We start from the raw sequence: 20,143 nt of genomic DNA on the forward strand, positions 1-20,143 counted from the left end.
ATAGTACTTAATAAAAAAGAAAGGAATTATTTGGCATGCTCTTCCAGGTAGCTGATAGCCTGGCCTACAGTAGCAATGTTTTCAGCCTGATCGTCGGGAATTGAAACGTTAAATTCTTTTTCAAACTCCATAATTAATTCTACAGTGTCTAAAGAGTCAGCACCTAAATCATTGGTGAAACTTGCTTCGGGGGTAACTTCCGACTCTTCTACTCCTAATTTATCAATGATTATTGCTTTTACTTTTTCTGCGATTTCTGACATTTTCTTAGCTTTTTTTGAAATACTGTGCAAATTAATAGATTTAAATAGACAATTTCAAAAAAAAATATCTGAATAACTTGTGGAAAAAAGTTTTTCCAATTTTACAGCGAACTATGATTCTGAGTTTTTAATTTTAGCCCCCCAAATATTTGTTTACCTTGCAGCAAAATTAAACATGAAAACAATCTGCCTCGACTTAGATTATGATTACGATTTTGAGCTGTTTGGCCTTGTTTCTTCCAGCAGAGAACACAAATTAGCCTGGGCGCTCAATAATTATCTAAGAATCAGATTAGTTAAGCAAAAAGACATTTATTTTGATTTTTTAAATAAAGGCCGTTTGGTAATTTCTAACTACCTACATTGCACTGAGTGCAGCACTTTCCGGCTTTTACGCAATAAATCTGCGGATTTAAGTACTTTAAAAAAACCTTTTTTGGCTCCCGACATAAAAGAGTATGATTACTTGCTGCAAATAAACGGCGAGGTAAATGATAAATGGCGGCAGGAGTTAAACTCCCTTTTTAAATTTGTGCCTCTCGTTCAATACGTTAAAAAATTTGACCCGAATACTCTTAAGTTCAAGGAAAACCTGATGTTCTAATATGGAAATAACTTTTAATAAGACCAGAATTATTGCCACTGTTGGTCCGGCCAGTAACCAGTACAGCATGTTAAAAGCACTTGTTATGGAAGGGGTTGACGTGTTTCGTTTAAATTTTTCGCATGGCAAACACAGCGACCACCAACAAGTAGTAAATACGGTCCGTCAGATAAATCAGGAACTCGGCACGAATGTTTGTCTGATGCAGGACTTGCAAGGTCCTAAAATCCGCTTAGGCGATGTAGAAAACGGCATGGTAACCATTCATGCCGGCGATAAAATAAAATTAGTTTGCGATCATTCGGTAAGTACGGCCACCCGCCTTTCTACTATTTACCTGGACCTGGCCAAGGACGTGAAGCCCGGCGATGCTATTTTAATTGACGATGGTAAAATCGAGTTAAAAGTTTTAGCTACGGATGGTGACAAAGAAGTTGATGTAGAAGTAAAATACGGCGGACCTGTAAAACCACGCAAAGGCATCAATTTGCCGGATACCGCAGTTTCGGCTCCGTCCCTTACGGAAAAAGACGTGGAGGATCTGCATTTTGGTTTAGATAACGATGTGGAATGGGTAGCTTTATCTTTTGTGCGCCGGGCCGAAGACATTCACGAAATTAAGCGGATTATTGCGGAGCGCGGTAAAAAAACCATGGTCATCGCGAAAATTGAAAAACCGGAAGCGATCCGGAATATCGATGAAATTATTGCGGTAACCGATGGTATTATGGTTGCCCGGGGCGACTTAGGTGTAGAAATTGCGGCAGAAGAAGTACCGATGCTGCAAAAAATGATGATTGATAAGTGTAACAAAGCGGGCAAACCCGTAATTGTAGCTACCCAAATGATGGAAAGCATGATTACCAATGCCCGGCCAACCCGCGCCGAAACCAATGACGTGGCGAATGCCGTTCTGGATGGTGCTGATGCCGTTATGTTAAGTGCCGAAACTGCCGCGGGATCTTACCCCATAGAGACCGTACGGAGCATGAGCCGCACCTTATCTTCGGTGGAGTCGCAGCCCGGTGTATTTAACAAGGTAATTAACCTGGCACCTAATGTGCAATCGTTTTACAGCAAAATGGTGGTAGCTAACGCTTGCGCCCTGGCCCGCGATACCAACGCCAAAGCCATTATTTGCATGACTCGCTCGGGTTACACTGCTTTTCACATTGCCAAGCACCGCCCTAAAGCCAATATTTTTATTTTTACGGATAACCGGCAATTGCTGCATCAATTAAATTTAGTTTGGGGTATCCGGGGTTTCTACTACGAAGGCGATCCAAATTCTACCGACGAATTAATTACTGATTTCCGGACCGCATTAATTCAGAACAATTACTTGCAAAGCGGAGATATTTATATCAATGTAACCAGCATCCCGGTGCGGGAGCGTCGTAGCGCTAACACCATTAAATTAAGTATAGCTTAACTATTTTTAAAATTTTTATAATCCAGCCCGGACATCAGGAGTGTCTGGGCTTTCTTTTTTATGATCTTTTTCCGATAAGTCATTAAAGTACACTATGGCGTGGATTTACTTCCGTGACTTACAATTATAGTAGTAGATTCTCGTTCGCATAGCTGCGACTTCAGCTTTGATGGCTTAATAGAGTTGTTTCATTTAAAACAAAAAACTCGCTGAACAACAGAACAGTTTAGCATCTATACTTGCACTTGGCTGAAGCTGTTTGTTACATAGTAGGCTGGCAAAATTTAAATTTTTAAAAATTCTGTTTATTGAATAGCAATCCAACCAATATAACTCTAGTGTTAAATGGTGAGCTTTATTTTGTGTTGGTATATATTTTAAAAATTCAGGCACAAAAAAAAGCCTTACTAAAAGTAAGGCTTACAAAATTATAGCTAATAAGATCGCTAATAAATTAAGCAGCAGCTAAGGCATTAATGTGTTTAGCCAACTTAGATTTGTTATTAGCAGCTTTATTTTTATGAATAATATTACGCTTAGCTAATTTGTCCAGCATAGAAGAAACTTTTTTAAACAGTTCCTGAGCTTCAGCTTGGTCCGTGGTACCTTTTAACTTCTTAATAAAAGTACGGGTAGTTTTTGCCTGATATCTGTTTAATAAACGTTTAGTCTCGTTTGCTCTAATTCTTTTTAATGCCGACTTATGGTTAGCCATGATTTATTAATATTATTTTTAAATATTTATGTCTATTTACAAATTGAGTGTGCAAAGTTAATATGATTTTACTACGATTCCAAACTTAGTTTATAATTTTCTTGTAAGTTTAAGTTAGTAATCTGTTAACCCAGATAGCACCCGCCTTGTTTTTCCGCTTTTGATTTGGGATGTAATGTAACCAATTTTAGAACGTAAAGGTTTCCTGTTATAATTGTAGCCCGAAAGCAAGGCCCAAAACAACGTTCTCTGGACAAAAAATTAAAAAAACTCAGCATAGTATCTTCATGCCAGTAATTGAAAGCTCTTACCGGGCACCCCTTTATTTTTTTAACGGCCATTTACAAACTATTATTCCCAGTTTATTCCGCGAAGTACCCCAAGTGCACTACCAACGCCAGCGCCTGGATACGCCGGATGGCGATTTCCTGGATTTAGATTGGAGTAAAATTAAAACCGCTACCAACACATTAGTTATTCTATCGCATGGTTTAGAAGGAGATGCCAACCGGCCCTATATAAAAGGTATGGTTAAGGCCATGAACCAGATCGGCTTTGATGCCTTAGCCTGGAATTTTAGAAGTTGCAGTGGCGAACCTAACAAGCTGCTCCGTTCGTACCACATGGGCGCAACCGATGATTTAGATTTAGTAGTAAAGCACGTTTTAACGCTTCATCAATACCACGAAATATACCTGACTGGTTTTAGCATGGGTGGCAACATTACGCTCAACTACCTGGGGCAACAGCCGGAGCAACTACCTGAACAAATTAAAAAAGCTGCGGTATTTTCGGTGCCTTGCCATATTAGCAGCGCTTCCCGCAAAATGGCGCAATTTGAAAACCGGATTTACATGCAGCGGTTTTTAAAAAGCTTACGCAAAAAACTAATCGATAAAACTTCTTTAATGCCAGCTACCATGAACCTGGACGGCTACCACCGGTTACGTACGTTTCCGGAGTTCGACGAACGTTATACCGCGCCTATTCATGGGTTTAAAGACGCGCACGATTATTATACCAAGTGCAGCTCCAAACAATATTTAGCCAACATCCGCGTACCAACGCTGCTCGTAAACGCAAAGAATGATCCTTTTTTATCGCCGGAATGCTTTCCGGTAGCAGAGGCACAGGCAAACCCGTACTTTTATCTGGAAATACCTCCAGATGGCGGGCACGTTGGCTTTGTCGAGAATTACCGGCAGAATAAATATTACTCCGAACGCCGGGCAATCGAATTTTTTAAAAAAGGCTTTAGTTAAACTATACTGCCATTGGATCTTTGCTATCGCGCACGTACAAAACCGAAAGGGCAGCACAAAACATAAAAATACCCGCCAATACGATGGTATAAATGGCCTGACCATGGAATAGCTGCTTCACCATAATGCCACTGAAAAGGCCGTTTACAATTTGCGGGAAGGTGATAAAAAAATTAAAAATCCCCATGTAAACGCCCATCTTTTTAGCCGGGATGGAGCCGGACAAAATAGCGTAAGGCATAGCTAAAATACTGCCCCAGGCCAGCCCTACTCCTACCATGGCGAGTATAAGTAACTTAGGATCTTGAATAAAATAGATAGATAACAAGCCTAATCCGCCGGCAGTTAACGAAAGGGCGTGGGCCGTTTTGCGACTGGTTGCCCGCACGACCGTAGGAAGAAACAAAGCGTAAATGGCGGAAACACCGTTATAAATACCAAATAAAATGCCTACCCAATTACCGGCATCGGCATATTGGGTGGAGGCAGTATCGTTGGGTAAAATGTGGTAAACGTGCTGGGCTACTGCCGGAGTAGCATAAACCCACATCGAAAATAAAGCAAACCAGCTAAAAAATTGCACCAGACCTAACTGCCGCATGGTAACGGGCATTTTTGAAAAATCGGTAAAAATAGCGGATAAACCTTTGGGTTCTTCGGTAGCCTCGTGGGGATGAAATTGCGCGTGTTCTGCTGGCGCGTATTCCTTGGTAGAAATTACCGTCCAGAGAATAGAACCGATTAAAATAATAGCTCCGGTATAAAAAGAATAAACCACATTATCGGGTACCTGGCCGGGCAACGCAGTTTTGGATATACCTAACCATTCGGCTAAAATATACGGCAACGACGAACCTAATACCGCCCCTACTCCAATTAAAAAGGTTTGCACCGAAAAACCATCACTTCGTTGATCATCCGGTAAGTTATCAGCTACTAACGCCCGGAATGGCTCCATCGCCACATTAAAAGATGCGTCCATAATCATCAGCATACCGGCACCAATAATGATGGGTGGTATCATAGCGGCCAGCACGGCCGAGTTAGGCATAATGATTAATGCCAGGGCTGATAACAGAGCACCCGTTAAAAAGTACGGCCGCCGGCGCCCCAAACGGTTCCAGGTACGGTCGGAGTAATGACCAACAATGGGCTGCACCACCATACCGGTAATGGGAGCCGCCAGCCAGAATAACGATAAATGCTCTACATCGGCCCCAAAGGTTTGCAGAATGCGGGAAGCATTGCCATTTTGCAGGGCAAACCCGAACTGAATTCCTAAGAAGCCAAAACTCATATTAAATATTTGCCAAAAATTTAAGCGCGGCTTCGCTAAAGCGGTTCTGGAAGTAGAAGCGGGTGGAGACAGGGATGCCATTTGTTTGGTTTGAGTAATTGAAACTACATCTTAGATAAGATTAAACCGGTTAAATTAAGACAGTTAGGTCTTTCGGTCAGAACCAGGTTAATCTTTCTATAAGATATTGATAAATTTTCATCTTCCGATGCAATGGCCCTAATTTTACTTTCAGGATACTACTCTACCAACCCCAGTTTTTTAAAATTCCAGTATCCAGGCATCGGTTGGGGCAATGTTGATAGGTATGCCGGCTTGAATATCTGTTATAAAAATAGATCCACCCGTTAGCAGATTTTTTAAATTTACTTCCTTCTTCACTGCAATTTGTAACTCGTTAAATAACTCCGCTGGCAAATGCAGGATAGTGGCTAAGGGGTGATAGCGGTCGAAGTTGGCAACAATTAAAATGCGTTGGTTAGTAGTATACCGCAGATAAGCGTACTGCTTGTGCGAGAAACCAGGCAGATTGGCTAACTCGTAAAACTGACCAGCGCGAATTGCTTCGTTCTGCCGGGTAACTGTTAAAAGTTGCTGGTAAAAAGCCCGTAAATTTCTTTGCTCCTCGTTTAGATGTCCGCCGTCGAAAAGGCCATGGTTCATCCATTTTTGGTGCTCCGGAACGCCCCAGTAATCGAATATAGTGGTGCGGTTATCTTCGCCGCTAAACCCTTCGTTGCCTGCTCCGGGTTCGCCTACTTCCTGACCAAAATAGATCATAACGGGACCCGAAGACAAAGTAGCCGAGATAAGCATGGCCGGTTTCACCAACCAAGGATTACCCGCAAAGCCTGCCGAAGCAATGCGTTCTTCATCGTGGTTTTCCAGAAAACGTACCATGCGCGAAGAAAAGCCGCGGCTTTCCTGGCTCCACACATGCGTAATATCTTTCACGTTCCCGTTCCACTCGTCCCGGATTAACCTTTTTAAACCATCGTATAAACCTACTTTATCGTACAAAAAATCAAACTTACCGGTGGTAAAATACCTGTGATATTCCTGTGGATTATAAGCTTCGGCAATAAAAATAAGATCGGGATTAATTTTCTTTATTGCCGGAATAACCCAGTTCCAGAACTCCACCGGCACCATTTCGGCCATATCGCAACGGAAACCATCTACTTCTTTATGAGCCCAAAACTCCAGAATATCCCGCATCTTAAGCCAAACCGGCGGCACCGGGTCGAAGTAAGTTTTGCGATGATCCAGATAATCTACTCCGTAATTTAATTTAATGGTTTCGTACCAATCGTGGATGCCGGGCGTAGCCGAAAATACATCGTTGCCGGTAGCTTTAGCCGGAAACTCATCGAAATGCCCATCTTTTAACGGATTTTTATATTCCGGCCCGCCCGCATTAACGCCTGCTGGCACCACAAACTGTTGATGCGGTATGTAATAAAAATCATTATGGGGGCTAAAAGCCAAGTTGGTATTATCGTGCGCGCCAAAATCCATTACTCCGGTTGGTTTTGCATCGGAGTTATAAGTACGGGCTACGTGGTTGGGCACAAAATCAATAATCACTTTTAACTGGTGCTGGTGGGTGCGACGAACCAGGGCTTCGAACTCGGCCATGCGGTTTTCAACATCCACGGCTAAGTCCGGGGCTACATCGTAATAATCTTTAATGGCATACGGCGAACCGGCAATGCCTTTTACAATATCCGGGTCGTCGGGTTTAATGCCGTAGGCGGAGTAGTCCGTCATAGTGGCGTGCTCCAATACGCCGGTGTACCAGATGTGAGTAGCACCTAATTTTTTAATTTCACTTAAAGCTATGTCAGTAATGTCGTTAAACTTACCCACGCCGTTTTCATCGCGCGAGCCGTAGTGTTTGTTGGTGGTTTTGGTATTGCCGAACAAGCGCACCAAAAGCTGGTAAATAATAAATTTATTGTCAACGATCGTTTCTTCGGTGGTATTATAATTCATAGTTTATCAGGTGCCATTAGCAATACGCGCCAGCAAAAGCAAAATGCCTTTTATATAACTGGTACCGGGGCTTTTGATTAGATTTTTTAATTTTTTTAATTTGGCGCAGCCTCGTTGGGGTTTATTAAAACGGAAGCATTTGCCTGAATGTCATAAGATTTATCGTAAACCCGGAGCGCAATAGCTCTACCGGAAAAATTAGTTAATAAAACCCCTTCCTGGCTGATTTCAACATTTAGTATAGCTCCCCGGAACCGGATTTTAAAAGAAAAAGATTGCCACTTGGCCGGTAGAAAAGGATTAAAATGTAGCTGATTATTTCGGACCCGCATGCCGCCAAAACCTTCTACCACGCTCATCCAGGTGCCCGCCATGGAGGTAGTATGGCAACCATCTTCGGTGTCGTTGTTGTAATCATCCAGGTCCAGGCGAGAGGTACGCAGGTAAAACTGGTAAGCCCGTTCTTCGTCGCCGAGTTTGGCCGCCAGAATGGCGTGCACGCAGGGCGATAAAGAACTTTCGTGCACGGTGCGGGGCTCGTAAAAATCAAAATTCCGGCGAATAGTTTCTAAATCAAACCGGTCTTCCAGAAAATACATGCCTTGCAATACATCGGCTTGCTTAATAAACGGCGACCGCAAAATTCGGTCCCAGCTCCATTTCTGATTAAGTGGCCGGTTGGCGGGTTTTAAATCTTTTACCAGAATATTTTCCTTGTCTAAATAACCGTCTTGCTGCAGAAAAATTCCTTGCTCTTTATCCTCGGGCAAATACATATTTTTTAAAATATGCTGCCATTTTGTGGTTTCTGGTTCTTCCTGAAAGTTAGTACGCTGCACCAGCCCAGCGTAATCATCCGGAGAATTAGCTTTTACCTGCGTAATTACCTCTAACGCATATTCTAAACACCACAAAGCCATGGTGTTGGTGTACCAGTTGTTGTTTACGTTGTTTTCGTACTCATTCGGGCCGGTTACGCCCAACATCACGTACTGTTGTTTGGCTTTGCTCCAGTTTACCCGCTGTGCCCAAAACCGGGCAATGCCAATCAGTACTTCCAGGCCGTACTCCTTTAAATAGGCGCTATCTTGGGTATATTGTACGTATCTATAAATAGCAAAAGCAATAGCGGCATTCCGGTGAATTTCTTCGAAGGTAATTTCCCATTCGTTGTGGCATTCCTCGCCGTTGATGGTAACCATAGGATAAAGCGCTGCGCCGTTGGTAAAGCCTAGCTTTTCGGCATTTTCAATGGCTTTTTGCAGGTGTTTGTAGCGGTAAATAAGCAAGTTACGCGTAACCTGCGGATCGGCTGTGGCCAGGTAAAAAGGTACACAATACGCTTCGGTGTCCCAGTAAGTGGTACCGCCGTATTTTTCGCCGGTAAAGCCTTTTGGTCCAATGTTCAGGCGGGCATCTTCGCCGGTATAAGTTTGGTTTAGTTGAAATATATTAAACCGGATGCCTTGCTGCGCCGCCGCATCGCCGGTAATGACAATATCACTTTCTTCCCACTTAGCGGCCCAGGCCTGGGCTTGCTCTTGCAGCATTTGGTTATAACCTTTGCGGGTTATTTTTTGAATCAATGCCCGGCAATGCTCCAGTAGTTTGTCTTTTGGGTAATTTTCGGAAGATAAGTTAGCGGCAAATTTAAAAATAGTAGTTTCCTGGTTTTGCTCTACGGGCACGGTAACCCGGCTAGCCACGTACTTTTCGCGTTGGATTGGTTCTGCAGACAGCGCCAAAGGTTGGTCGTTTTGGTACACCTGAAACTGCATACCGGTGCATACTTCAAAAGCCGTTTTCTTTGTCCGGAGGGTAATATAAGCGCTATCCTGATATACTTTTTTCGTTACTTCATCCCAGAACTTTTCGTCGTAGTTGGCATCCTGGTTTTTTATGTCGCCATCAATCGCCAGGGTTAAGGTAAGCTCCCCGGAAAAGTTGAGCGGAGTAATTTGGTAGCAAATAGCGCCGGCTTCATCGTCGGAGATGCTGCAAAAACGTTGGGCGTTTACTTTTACTTGTTTGCCGCTGGGGAGCTCGGCAGTAAAAGTACGTTGCAAATAGCCTTCCCGCATATTCAGCATCCGCCGGAAATCGGTTACTTGGGCGGTGTGTAAATTTAAAGTTTCGCCGGCAATATTTACGTCGATGCTGATCCAGTTGGCGGCATTCAGTACTTTGGCAAAGTATTCGGGGTAGCCGTTTTTCCACCAGCCCACCCGGGTTTTATCGGGGTAATAAACGCCGGCCACGTAGTTGCCCAACAGCGTTTCACCAGAATAAGCCTCTTCGAAGTTGGCCCGCTGACCCATTCGGCCGTTTCCCAAACTAAAAATGCTTTCGGATATTTTATTCAGGTGCGGGTCAAAACCTTCCTCAATAATATTCCACTCATCGGTTTTAATATAATTTTTCATGCTGTTTTGCTGATAGGTTTACCGGAACTTAGATTGATTGAACCGAAATTTTTAAATTTTTTAATTTCCGGAGTGCTATTACTGATTTATGCCGAAGCTTTTGATTTGAGTGCGGCCGTTCAGCCAGGATAAATTTTAAAAAATTGCTTTCGCCGCTGCGTTTTTGTAAGTTAAATTACACTTATCCTGGTATTATATATTGTCAGCTCCCGTATCCAGCGCTTGTAATTGCGCCAAAGTCATTTCGTGTAAACCACGTATTACCAGGTCAGCTTCGGATAACACTTCCGGCGAGCCAATGCCTACTACTTTCATGTTACCGGCTTTAGCAGCCTGCACCCCGGCAATGGCATCTTCAAATACTACACAATCGGCGGGGTTTACCTGTAAAGCTTCGGCACCTTTCAAAAATACTTCCGGATCGGGTTTAGATGCTGTAACGTGATTGCCATCTACCACGGCATCAAAAAGCGGCAAAAGGCCCAAACGCTCCAGAATAATGGAAGAATTTTTACTCGCCGAACCCAAGGCGGTTTTAATACCGGCTTGCCGGATAATTTTTAAAAATTCCTGCGCGCCCGGCAATATCTCAGAAGGCTCCATGCGGTTGATCATGTCCACGTACCACTGGTTTTTGCGGGTAGCTAATTCTGTTTGTTCTGCCGGTGATTTGGTAACGCCGCCCCAACCCAAAATCAGCTCCAGCGACCTAACCCGGCTCACGCCTTTAAGTTGTTCGTTTTGCTGCTCGGTAAAACCGAAGCCTAATTCGTGGGCGAGTTGTTTCCAGGCGCGGTAATGGTACACGGCGGTATCTACTATTACGCCGTCTAAATCAAAAATACAGGCTTTAATCATTTTGTACGAATGGTTTTTTTTAAGTACTGCACCCTAAAATTTTTAAATACGGTAAGCGGCTGGCAATATATTAAATAATTTTAATATTTATGTATCACTTCATAGGGCTTCGGGCAAACTGGTATTTAGGGTAAGGGAAGAACTTGTATTCCTGAAAGCTGACAAGCACTGATTTACTTAACTTTCACGTACTTTTCAATGTTTTCCCGGTTAATGCCGGAGCTTTCTATTTTTTCGATACCGCGTTGGGTAAGCGTGTCGTTTTTAATGGTGATGGTAAAGGGAAAATCGTGCCCTTCCCAGGCGCGGTCGGAGCAATATTCCAGGTGTTCGGTATACGTGCTATCGGTTAAGGAATAACTTCCCCCACCGGCCGAAAACACCGCCGCCGAGTCTTTGCCTTTATTTACGTCGTGTAACAGAAAAGCAAAGTGCGTATTATTTATCACTTTAATAAAGGAGTTGTTTCGGGTATAATCGGTAACGGTAGTGTCGCCTTTTTCGATTAAAGTGCCGGTAACTAAGCGCCAGGTACCCACTATGGGTTTGGTTTCGGCTACTGCGTTTTGTTTTGGCAATTCTTTTCCGCAAGCCACAAACAAAGGGCAGGCCAGTAAAATTAAAGTTCTTAAGCGCATGGGTCAATTCTGGTTTAAGTTTTAGTAAGATGGCGGGGTAAGCTATTGAAAATGGCAGGTTTATTTTCCGTTTTCTATGTGGTAAAGTAAACTATTTGCCGCCGGATTACCAGCTATCCGCCCCGGATTAATCCAGAAGTATTTTGCCTGAATTTTTAAATTTTTAGTTTTTTCACCAGAATAAATTTTGGTAAAATTTACGGGTATTGCTAAAATCAATTAGAAATTAACCGGGCAATTTAAATACATGCAGCAAGCGTACTTTTTCCTGGCGCTGGTACCAATCATTATAAACCAACTCTAAGGACTCGACCGGGAAGGTACCAAAATTATAATGGCGGTATTGCTCTAACAGGTCGGCAAATGCTTCGGAATGGCTGAGTTTTTTTCGAAAACGTACTACGGTAGCGTGGGCTGTTTGGATGGAATACCGCTTATCAATAGTTTGCTCTAATGTAGAATTTTTAAAATTTTGTCTGAGCTGATCACGTAAATCGTTTAAAGTAGGCTCGTGTAAAAAGCCTTGAATTAAGACACTCGCGGGTGTAGCCATAATACCTTTAAAATTAATCTCGAATTGCCGGGTATTAGCCAGACTTTTCTGAATTATTGCCACATAATCGGCTATTGCAATTTTATCTAAGCTAAAACCCGGGTAACACGAAATAAGCGACATTACCGTAACGTGCATATCCGATTGGCGGTAGTAATATTGCTCTGGCGCCACAGCTCGCAAAATGTGCAAGAAATCCTGAATCTTGCTTTTGATATAATCAGGCGGTCGGATTAACAGCGTAATACCCCGGCGGTTATCATCCGGAGAATCTATCGATTCATCTACCTCTACCTGGCCAGCTTGAATTTTAGAAATAGAACGATTATATAACTGTTGGTAATGCTCCTTTAAATGGGTTGGTGCCTCCATGCTCATTTTTTCATGCTCTTGCCTTATTCTGCAAGCTTTTTAAAACAATAACCCAGCCCGTGAAAACATTAAAACCAGGTCTAACTGTACGTGCCGGCAGTTGAGTGATTTTTAAAATTTTAAAATTTAGGCGAATGTTTTTTGCGCAGTACCAGCCTGGTTCTTCTGATTTGCCGGGTAGCCAGGTAGTGAATGCGTTCGTTAAACAAAACCCAACCGCCCACGGCTCCTACCAGGCTGCCAATAGTAATGTCGATAAACCGGGCCAGAAATAATTTATTCGGATCTGCGATCAGCACACTATTAAACTCCGCCAGAAAAATGGTAAGAATTGTGATAAATACCACGGCAACGGCGTAGTTCCGGACTACCAGAAACTCCACGATTATTTGCAAAGCCACCATACTACAGCAAATTACCAGCAACGGCGGCTTTAGAAAAATAATAAGCCAGGTAACACCCAGCCCCAGCAACGTGCCCACAATCCGCTGGCTACTTCTTAACCAAATATGTTTGGTGGTTACCCCTTGCATAACGGCCACGCACGACGTAGGTACCCAATACGGATTATCTAATTTAAATAAAAGCGCAATGGCTAAAGAAAGCCCCACGAATACCCCGAAGGTAATAGATTCCAGCGTGTTGACGTATTGGTTTTTTGGGGTCCAGGTTATATCGTCGGTTTGGTTCTTTTTAAGAGTAAACAGGCTGTACAGCAAACCCAGCACGCACGAAATCATAGTACCCATGCCCACGTAGCCAATTCTTTCCGGAATTTTATCGGGGTTAAATGGCAAACTAATAGCCATAGCCGCTACCATAATAAAAAAGAAGTTGCCGGGCGGGCGCGTAAACCGCAACTGGTACAAACAAAAATGCACCCCAAACGAAAAAACGCTTAATATCAAGGGCGCTACCATCGGATGAAAAGAAAAAAGCAAGCCCACCGAAAACGACAGCATGATGCCAAAACCACAAGTCATTAAGGTGATCATGCGGTTTACCAGGTTATTGGATTGAATGTACAAAATAACCAACCCTGCCAGTGAAGCCAACTTACCCCCCTCGATGTGATTGGTATAATAGCCCACTAATAAAGGAATGCCCACGCACAGTCCGGCCAGAATAGGCAAGTGCCAGGGCCGTTTGGTCGAATTAAAAGTTAAAAACTGCTGCCAGTTCACGGTAAGGTTTATCCGCTGTGTTTTTGTTTAAGCTACCTAGTACGTTTTTAGAACAAATAAAAACAGAATAATTTCGGATTTTTTAATTTTTTGCATTTTTCAGAAGAAAATAGTGGCCGGTTTAAAAATTACTTTTAGGGTAGCAACAGCACGCGTGTAAATTTTTACTTTGCTTGCACGGAGCCCGCACAGCCCTCCCCTTCTTTTGGGTTGGTTAGCCACTCCCGCAGTTTATCGATTCGTTGACAGGTTAATTCTTCCAGGTAATTTGCCCGGCATACCGGGTGCAGGGAGCCGTAATAATTACCTTCGCGATCCGGAAACTTCATTCTCAGTTCGGCATCCCGGAACGTAACCCAGATTCTCTGGGAAGCTTTTAAATTGGTAATAAACGGCTTATCGGCTTTGTACTGACCTAAAATCTTTTTATACACCTCATTCAGTTCCTGGTCGGCTTTCTGGTATTTGGCGTAAGCTTGCTTGTTCATATCGACCTGGGTTTGCCCGTAGCACACGGTACCCGTTAAGAGCAAGAGAATGGTGAGTAGTTGGTTCATGTAGCTCTACTTTCTGTTTTAGAAGTAGCATACGTAAAAAGCTGGTGGGTATTTTCGCCTTACCCCACAACTTTTTAAAGCTTGGCGCACAGGCGGCAAATCAGAGAACAGCCTTTTCATTTTGTATTGCAGCCTATCCGATGCAAAACTCTGGCTAGCCGCATTGTTTTTAAACAGGCAGTTATTTATCTGCTAGCTCCAGTTTTGCAATTCAATTATATTTCCGTCTCGGTCGGAGATATAAATAAAAGTAAGCTGACCTACCCCGTCTACATAGTTCCGGGATAATTCCCCAATTTTACTAGCCCCGTTTTTTATGGCTAAATCCAATAATTGATGAATGTTATCGGTTTGGAAAGCAATATGCCCAAATTCCTTTTTGTTAGGCTGGGGTTTTTCAGTATCAATTATTTCGTCGTATTGGTATATCTCTAACGTAGGCCCCGTATCGCCATAACCGGGTAAGCGCAAATGCATGCCTTGCAAATGGGCATTATGTACTCCGGTACCTTTATCAAGCCACAGTCCTTTTTGATCCCGCTGCGGTGGAACAGGCACACAATTAAACACGGTCTGATAAAAACTACACAAAGCTTTCCAGTTAGTGGTAATGATGTTGGTATGTCCGTATTTTACATTCATCTATTTTTTTTTCGTAATATGTTTCCGCTGGGTCAGATTTTGCCTTACGGTTGATATAAACCCCGCACCTACTCACCCCAAATTTAAAAATTTTAAAAATTAAGCTTTCGCGGTCTTTTCCTTTTTTAAAGTAATCAGCAAAATGCCGCTGAGTACAATGGCGGTACCCATTAGTTGCACCACCGAAACCGTTTCGCCCAGAAAAATATAGGCCAGCAAAATTGTAGAAATCGGGCCAATGCTGCCGATAATGGCGGCGTTACCCGCTCCTACCAACCGAATGCCTTCGGCAATTAAGTAAGACGGAACCACCGTAGCTACTACTGCCATTAATACACTGTAGCCATAAACTGCCGGCTCGTAGCGCATCAACTGATAGCCGCCGTGGTTAATTAAATAATGCAGAAAAACCCCACCCGCCGCCACCGACATGGCGTAAGAATTAAACCGGACAGCACCAAACCTAGGAATTAAAACGCCGCTACCCATCAGGTAAAGCGCGTAAGTAACGGCGCTGGCAAAAACCAAAAGTCCGCCTTTTACTAAATGTTTACTGGTTTGCACTTCTACGTCGCCGAGCAAGACCAGCAACACGCCCGAATACGTTAAACCCAAAGCTACGTACTGAATTTTTGTAATTTTTTTACCCAGAAAAATCCAAGAAAATACCACAACCAAGGTGGGATAAATAAACAAAATTAAGCGTTCTAAGCCGGCCGTAATGTATTGCAAACCCATAAAATCGAACAAACTGGCCAGGTAATAACCCATTAAGCCGTAAAAGGCCAACAAGAAATAATCTTTAGCGGTAACTGGCTCCACCGGCACGTCTTTTTTGCGCGAAAAAAAAGCTATTACCAGAAAAAACGGCAAAGAAAAAGCCATGCGTAAGGCGAGTAAAGAAACCGAGTCAATGTGGTACTGGTAGGCCAGTTTCACGATAACGGCTTTTGACGAAAAGCATACGGCTCCCAAAAACACCACCAGCGTTCCGGCCACTTGTTTCGGATCCAATTTAACTTTAGCGGACGGGTTTAACGTGGGAGATGTTTTCATCGTAAGTAATAATATAAGCCAGAAATACCTGGCCAGTAAATGTAAGCAGGTGGCCGGTAATGTCCAACGAAGCAGCTTAGTCCTTCCTGATTTAAAAATTTTGCGCTGCACCTGCTTCGGCAGACCTCATCCGGAAAAGAATTAAAGCAAGAAAGATAGCTTCTGGCGCAAATACTAAACTTATAAGCTAGCCCTACGTAGCCGAACTAGTAGCTTTTACTAGTTTCCGGTTTTTTATGGTATAAATCCTTTAATTTAAAATACATGAAAAAAATAAATAAACTAATACTCCTGAGTTTGCTGCTGCTATTTGGGGCTTTTCTTATTTTACAAGCTCGCCAAAATAAACAAATGGTAAACCCTAGGTTGTTAAACCAACCCGCTAATAATAAAGATAAAGCGGCAGCCGGGGTGCAATTAAAAGTGGCTTTCCCGAACCTGACTTTTGAGATGCCCGTGGAATTTGTAAGCTCCCCGGATGGCACCAACCGCAATTTTGTGATTTCCCAGGAAGGCGTAATTCACGTGTTTCCGAACAACCCGGGCGTAAAAACTACTCAGAAATTTTTAGATATAACCAGTAAAGTAGTTAGTGGCGGCGAGCGGGGATTATTGGGTTTGGCTTTTCATCCAGATTTTAAGAATAACGGTTATTTCTACGTGAACTATACCCGGGGCAAAGATTTGGAAACGGCTATTTCGCGGTTTCAGGTGAGCAAAAGCAACCCCAACCAGGCCGACCCAGCCACGGAAGTAGTACTGCTTACTTACGAACAACCTTTTAGCAACCACAATGGCGGCAAAGTAGCTTTCGGGCCCGATGGTTATTTATATATTGCAGCCGGCGACGGCGGCAGCGGCGGTGACCCACACAACAACGGCCAGAACAAAGCCAGCCTACTCGGTAAAATTTTGCGCATCGACGTTAACAAACCTTCCGGAAATTTAAAATATTCCATTCCGGCCGATAACCCGTTTAAAGGCAACAAAGAAGGTTACCGCGAAGAAATTTACGCCTATGGCTTGCGCAATCCCTGGCGGTTTAGTTTTGATAAAACCACCGGTAATTTGTGGGTGGGAGACGTAGGCCAGAATAAAATTGAGGAAGTAGATATTGTTAAAAACGGTCAAAACTATGGCTGGCGGGTGATGGAAGCCAACGAATGCTTTAAACCCGAAGACTGCGACAAAAAAGGTTATGCCTTACCGGTGCATTCGTACCAGCAAGGCATGGACACGGGTAAATCCATTACCGGCGGGCACGTATACCGCGGCAAAAAGCTGGCGGCCCTCCAAGGCAAGTACATTTACGGCGATTACGTAACTGGCAACATCTGGACTTTAACGCCCCAAAGCGGAGGCAAATACCAGAATGCCGCCCTTTTAAAATTAGACGGCAATATTTCGTCGTTCGGCGAAGATGCCAACCAGGAATTATACGTTTGCTCTTACGGAGACGGCAAGATTTACACCTTTACCTCGGCCAACGCGCAAGCTGCTAAGTAGTTTATTAAATTTTTAGTATTTACAAAAAAGAAGACCTTATTATGAGGTCTCCTTTTTTGTAAAATATTGCTAAGCTAAATAAAAAGCTTTTCGGCGAGCTCTGCCGCTAGAATTTGGATAATGATTTTTTCTCCATATTCGATGGAACGAGCAACAAGGAATGATTATTCTGTTTAGCGTACTTTTAATATTATTCATAACAGCCAAACTCCCTGCATCATTTTCTCAATCTTACGTGTTCCAAATTCTTGGTCTGGTTCGTTGCATCAGAATTTAAATTTTTAAAAATTAGCTAAGGGCCCGTTGTTTCCTGCTCTTATTTCCCGGTCATTAACTTAAATTTATCCAGATCCAAAAACATGATCGCCCAAAGATGTCCGTCTAAATCTTCTATATTTCTTACTTGCATAAAGCCTTCATCTCTGGTTGAAGCTAACTCAGTGCCACCTGCTTTTAAACCATTCTCCATCATTTCATGAAGTTTATCCAGGCTTTCTACAGGAAGGGTAAATGTGGCGATTGTATTCTTTTTTGGGTCAGCAAGATTTTTCGTGTTTCCGAATTGAAACATTTCGAGAGTCTGTAGCATCACGTAAATCTGGTCGCTCCAAACCATACATTTTTGATCGTCAAATGTAAATAATGGATTAACGGTAAACCCTAATGCGGAGTAAAAGCCCATTGATGCTTCTACAATTTTTACTGGCAGATTGATAAAAATTTGTTTCACGTTGCTAAATTTCCAGTATTATACTGCTCTCGCATATTGATAATTAAGAATTGAAATAGTTGACAGCAAGGATCCTCCTTGGTTAAAACGTATTTAATTTAAAAGTACTTTCGTAGTTTTTAGGTATGGTTAAGTAATATTATTTATTCAAGCATTATTTTTTCCAAATCACTTTTTTGTCCGCTGTAAAGTTTTAAAAAGTCAACTGGTTTATCTGCTATTTTTCGTATTTGTTCGGTGTGATCATGATTCAGACGGTAAATTCTCCCATTTTCGTCAACAGCGATATAATTACCATCTTCCATGTCCAATATTGTATAGTATGATTTCCCTTTAATCTCTATTTCGAAAGTGTCTTCTAGTTCCATTAAATCTTTCTGCTCTTTTGTTAAGGACTTAAGTGCCTTTTCAGCGATTTCTATATCTGGGTTCACAAGTGGCAAATGTTCTAATTGTATTTTGCCAATCTTAATGCTGTCCAAATCATATAACCTGTGAAAACTATATGGGTTTTCAACTTCTATCCTGGTAAGACTGTCATAGAGGTAATTTAGTTGGAGCGGATAGTATTCTTTTGTTTTTTGGTTAAGTATAAGTATTCCTTTTAAATTGAAGTGTGTTCTATGATGCCGCATTATTTCGTTATATGCATCAGGTTTGTAACCTCTAGCAACATATATCCCGGCTGGCTTATGCATAAAGTCAATACCATAAACCTTTGACATTCCAATTACTTTCTTAAGTTGAGGCAAATCTTCTTGCAATAAGTTAGCAATCTTAAACTCCAGTTGCTCTATGTGTTTCTGTTTTGTTTTCCTATTGAAAATATACATAGAAAATTTCCGTCAACTCATGGATATAACCAATGACATACACTTATGGGTAATATAACAATAGCATAATACGAATCACCTAAGATTACCCAAAGCATTAAAAATTTAAATTATTTTAATTTTACCCGCATTAAATACATGTGGGCGGTAATGTACAATTCTGTTTGGTCGGGGTTAAAGGCGCAGTTGGCGGTGGCTTGGCCGGTTTTAATGGTGCCCAGGTGCTTGCCTTCCGGCGAAAAAATAAGAACGCCGCCGGGACCAGTGGCAAACAAAATGCCGTCTTTGTTTATTTTAAGCCCATCAGGATTGCCTGGTTCTTTTTTCAACATGTCGGTAGCGTCGAAAAACACTTTGCCGTTGGTGATACTGCCATCGGGTTGCACATCGTACACCATCCAGATGGCCCGGTCCGGATCGGAGTTGGCTACGTACAATTTCTTCTCGTCTGGCGAAAATGCCAGGCCGTTAGGCCGGCTCAGTTCCTTCGTAAGTAAATGCACGGTACCATCTTTAGCAACCCGGTACACGCCCTGATAAGGCAATTCTTTAGCCGGATCATCCATGTTTTTTTCGAGACCGTAAGGCGGGTCGGTAAAGTATAAATCGCCGTTGCTTTTGTACACGGCATCGTTCGGACTGTTAAGCTTTTTACCTTCGTAGCTATCGGCCAGGGTTACGTATTTAGGTGTGGGCGCATTTAAGGGAGCATCCATGCGGGCCATGCGCCGGTCGCCGTGCTGGCAAAGCACCAAACGCCCATCTGGGTCTAAAGCTAAGCCATTCGCGCCTATTTCGCCACCCCGGGGCGTCGTACCAGTATAACCCGCTGGCTTTAAATAAACCTGCAAACCGCTTTTTTCGGACCATTGGTACATGGTATTGGGCGGAATATCGTTAAAAATAAGTTTATTTTCCTGGGGCAACCACAACGGCCCCTCCGACCAGGTAAATCCCCGGGCCAGTATTTCAATCTTGGCGCCCAGTTTAATAATATCATCCAGCGATTCGTCTAATTTTTCGATGGAGCCGGTAGTGGTAATGGGAGATTGTGTCATAGGCGAAGTAACCGCAGTATTGGTAGTGGCAGTGGTGGCTTTTTCTTGTTGCTGGCAAGCGCCAACTACCAGGCTAACTAAAAGCAGAAAATGAAAATTTTTAAAAATGCGCACGTTTGTAACAGTTTCTTAAGTGAAAGATTAATCCAAATGTACCATGTATTA

The 20,143-nt window shown here is 42.8% G+C and carries 19 protein-coding genes; 4 read left to right on the forward strand and 15 right to left on the reverse strand.

The features are described from left to right. Positions 1–26: 26 nt before the first annotated feature. Positions 27–263, reverse strand: coding sequence for an acyl carrier protein (locus tag HUW51_RS23670; protein ID WP_007659745.1), 237 nt, complete (start codon positions 261–263; stop codon positions 27–29). A 175-nt stretch (positions 264–438) separates the two neighbouring features. Here HUW51_RS23670 and HUW51_RS23675 point away from each other — a divergent pair, with 175 nt between their 5' ends. Together HUW51_RS23675 and pyk are read left to right on the forward strand one after the other, a co-directional pair. Beyond that, the gene (locus HUW51_RS23675) at positions 439–867 is read left to right on the forward strand and encodes an IPExxxVDY family protein (protein ID WP_185272050.1); all 429 of its coding nucleotides are present in this window, start codon (positions 439–441) and stop codon (positions 865–867) included. A gap of 1 nt (position 868) precedes the next feature. Next, positions 869–2,299, forward strand: a complete 1,431-nt coding sequence (gene pyk / locus HUW51_RS23680) for a pyruvate kinase (RefSeq protein ID WP_185272051.1) — start codon at positions 869–871, stop codon at positions 2,297–2,299. Between the two features lie 454 nt (positions 2,300–2,753). On the opposite strand, the gene rpsT is transcribed toward pyk, so the two are convergent. Then, complete coding sequence (gene rpsT, locus HUW51_RS23685; RefSeq protein ID WP_185272052.1) at positions 2,754–3,014, reverse strand: 30S ribosomal protein S20; 261 nt, start codon at positions 3,012–3,014, stop codon at positions 2,754–2,756. Between the two features lie 287 nt (positions 3,015–3,301). On the opposite strand from rpsT, the gene HUW51_RS23690 reads away from it, so the two are divergent. After that, entirely contained in the window at positions 3,302–4,276 is a 975-nt protein-coding gene (locus HUW51_RS23690; protein WP_185272053.1) for a YheT family hydrolase, read from the forward strand. A gap of 1 nt (position 4,277) precedes the next feature. On the opposite strand, the gene HUW51_RS23695 is transcribed toward HUW51_RS23690, so the two are convergent. The 10 genes from HUW51_RS23695 to HUW51_RS23740 all read right to left on the reverse strand — a co-directional run bounded on the left by HUW51_RS23695 (position 4,278) and on the right by HUW51_RS23740 (position 15,851). Beyond that, positions 4,278–5,654 carry an MFS transporter gene (locus HUW51_RS23695; protein WP_228466879.1) on the reverse strand — a complete coding sequence of 459 codons (1,377 nt, stop codon included), beginning with the start codon at positions 5,652–5,654 and terminating at the stop codon, positions 4,278–4,280. A 180-nt stretch (positions 5,655–5,834) separates the two neighbouring features. Continuing rightward, positions 5,835–7,568 (reverse strand): alpha-amylase family protein, encoded by a 1,734-nt coding sequence (locus tag HUW51_RS23700; RefSeq protein WP_185272054.1) that lies wholly within the window; start codon positions 7,566–7,568, stop codon positions 5,835–5,837. 95 nt (positions 7,569–7,663) lie between these two features. Then, complete coding sequence (locus HUW51_RS23705; RefSeq protein ID WP_185272055.1) at positions 7,664–9,991, reverse strand: glycoside hydrolase family 65 protein; 2,328 nt, start codon at positions 9,989–9,991, stop codon at positions 7,664–7,666. Positions 9,992–10,183: 192 nt separating this feature from the next. After that, the gene (pgmB, locus tag HUW51_RS23710; protein ID WP_185272056.1) at positions 10,184–10,849 is read right to left on the reverse strand and encodes a beta-phosphoglucomutase; all 666 of its coding nucleotides are present in this window, start codon (positions 10,847–10,849) and stop codon (positions 10,184–10,186) included. Between the two features lie 173 nt (positions 10,850–11,022). Next, on the reverse strand, positions 11,023–11,487 hold the full coding sequence (locus HUW51_RS23715) for a hypothetical protein (protein WP_185272057.1): 465 nt from the start codon (positions 11,485–11,487) through the stop codon (positions 11,023–11,025). Positions 11,488–11,713: 226 nt separating this feature from the next. Then, on the reverse strand, positions 11,714–12,412 hold the full coding sequence (locus tag HUW51_RS23720; RefSeq protein ID WP_185274655.1) for a 2'-5' RNA ligase family protein: 699 nt from the start codon (positions 12,410–12,412) through the stop codon (positions 11,714–11,716). 119 nt (positions 12,413–12,531) lie between these two features. Continuing rightward, a complete protein-coding gene (locus tag HUW51_RS23725; RefSeq protein WP_185272058.1) occupies positions 12,532–13,596 on the reverse strand; it encodes an FUSC family protein in 1,065 nt (354 codons plus the stop codon). Positions 13,597–13,760: 164 nt separating this feature from the next. Next, positions 13,761–14,153, reverse strand: coding sequence for a lysozyme inhibitor LprI family protein (locus tag HUW51_RS23730; RefSeq protein ID WP_185272059.1), 393 nt, complete (start codon positions 14,151–14,153; stop codon positions 13,761–13,763). Between the two features lie 192 nt (positions 14,154–14,345). Further along, complete coding sequence (locus tag HUW51_RS23735; RefSeq protein ID WP_185272060.1) at positions 14,346–14,795, reverse strand: VOC family protein; 450 nt, start codon at positions 14,793–14,795, stop codon at positions 14,346–14,348. A 99-nt stretch (positions 14,796–14,894) separates the two neighbouring features. Then, positions 14,895–15,851 (reverse strand): DMT family transporter, encoded by a 957-nt coding sequence (locus HUW51_RS23740; RefSeq protein ID WP_185272061.1) that lies wholly within the window; start codon positions 15,849–15,851, stop codon positions 14,895–14,897. A gap of 264 nt (positions 15,852–16,115) precedes the next feature. Between HUW51_RS23740 and HUW51_RS23745 the strand changes: the two genes are divergently transcribed. After that, positions 16,116–17,357, forward strand: a complete 1,242-nt coding sequence (locus tag HUW51_RS23745; protein ID WP_185272062.1) for a PQQ-dependent sugar dehydrogenase — start codon at positions 16,116–16,118, stop codon at positions 17,355–17,357. Positions 17,358–17,673: 316 nt separating this feature from the next. On the opposite strand, the gene HUW51_RS23750 is transcribed toward HUW51_RS23745, so the two are convergent. The 3 genes from HUW51_RS23750 to HUW51_RS23760 all read right to left on the reverse strand — a co-directional run bounded on the left by HUW51_RS23750 (position 17,674) and on the right by HUW51_RS23760 (position 20,092). Next, positions 17,674–18,087: a VOC family protein gene (locus HUW51_RS23750; protein WP_185272063.1), complete on the reverse strand. Its 414-nt coding sequence runs from the start codon at positions 18,085–18,087 to the stop codon at positions 17,674–17,676. A 143-nt stretch (positions 18,088–18,230) separates the two neighbouring features. Further along, positions 18,231–18,920 carry a hypothetical protein gene (locus HUW51_RS23755; RefSeq protein ID WP_185272064.1) on the reverse strand — a complete coding sequence of 230 codons (690 nt, stop codon included), beginning with the start codon at positions 18,918–18,920 and terminating at the stop codon, positions 18,231–18,233. 110 nt (positions 18,921–19,030) lie between these two features. Further along, the gene (locus tag HUW51_RS23760) at positions 19,031–20,092 is read right to left on the reverse strand and encodes an SMP-30/gluconolactonase/LRE family protein (RefSeq protein WP_228466881.1); all 1,062 of its coding nucleotides are present in this window, start codon (positions 20,090–20,092) and stop codon (positions 19,031–19,033) included. Positions 20,093–20,143: the final 51 nt, after the last annotated feature.

It is taken from the genome of Adhaeribacter swui (assembly GCF_014217805.1).
GTDB classification, from domain to species: Bacteria; Bacteroidota; Bacteroidia; order Cytophagales; family Hymenobacteraceae; genus Adhaeribacter; species Adhaeribacter swui.

What these genes read in the sequence shown, in the direction of transcription:
- HUW51_RS23670 (WP_007659745.1), bottom strand. Translation starts at nt 263, where the DNA reads ATGTCAGAAATCGCAGAAAAAGTAAAAGCAATAATCATTGATAAATTA.
- HUW51_RS23675 (WP_185272050.1), top strand. Translation starts at nt 439, where the DNA reads ATGAAAACAATCTGCCTCGACTTAGATTATGATTACGATTTTGAGCTG.
- pyk (WP_185272051.1), top strand. Translation starts at nt 869, where the DNA reads ATGGAAATAACTTTTAATAAGACCAGAATTATTGCCACTGTTGGTCCG.
- rpsT (WP_185272052.1), bottom strand. Translation starts at nt 3,014, where the DNA reads ATGGCTAACCATAAGTCGGCATTAAAAAGAATTAGAGCAAACGAGACT.
- HUW51_RS23690 (WP_185272053.1), top strand. Translation starts at nt 3,302, where the DNA reads ATGCCAGTAATTGAAAGCTCTTACCGGGCACCCCTTTATTTTTTTAAC.
- HUW51_RS23695 (WP_228466879.1), bottom strand. Translation starts at nt 5,654, where the DNA reads ATGGCATCCCTGTCTCCACCCGCTTCTACTTCCAGAACCGCTTTAGCG.
- HUW51_RS23700 (WP_185272054.1), bottom strand. Translation starts at nt 7,568, where the DNA reads ATGAATTATAATACCACCGAAGAAACGATCGTTGACAATAAATTTATT.
- HUW51_RS23705 (WP_185272055.1), bottom strand. Translation starts at nt 9,991, where the DNA reads ATGAAAAATTATATTAAAACCGATGAGTGGAATATTATTGAGGAAGGT.
- pgmB (WP_185272056.1), bottom strand. Translation starts at nt 10,849, where the DNA reads ATGATTAAAGCCTGTATTTTTGATTTAGACGGCGTAATAGTAGATACC.
- HUW51_RS23715 (WP_185272057.1), bottom strand. Translation starts at nt 11,487, where the DNA reads ATGCGCTTAAGAACTTTAATTTTACTGGCCTGCCCTTTGTTTGTGGCT.
- HUW51_RS23720 (WP_185274655.1), bottom strand. Translation starts at nt 12,412, where the DNA reads ATGGAGGCACCAACCCATTTAAAGGAGCATTACCAACAGTTATATAAT.
- HUW51_RS23730 (WP_185272059.1), bottom strand. Translation starts at nt 14,153, where the DNA reads ATGAACCAACTACTCACCATTCTCTTGCTCTTAACGGGTACCGTGTGC.
- HUW51_RS23735 (WP_185272060.1), bottom strand. Translation starts at nt 14,795, where the DNA reads ATGAATGTAAAATACGGACATACCAACATCATTACCACTAACTGGAAA.
- HUW51_RS23740 (WP_185272061.1), bottom strand. Translation starts at nt 15,851, where the DNA reads ATGAAAACATCTCCCACGTTAAACCCGTCCGCTAAAGTTAAATTGGAT.
- HUW51_RS23745 (WP_185272062.1), top strand. Translation starts at nt 16,116, where the DNA reads ATGAAAAAAATAAATAAACTAATACTCCTGAGTTTGCTGCTGCTATTT.
- HUW51_RS23755 (WP_185272064.1), bottom strand. Translation starts at nt 18,920, where the DNA reads ATGTATATTTTCAATAGGAAAACAAAACAGAAACACATAGAGCAACTG.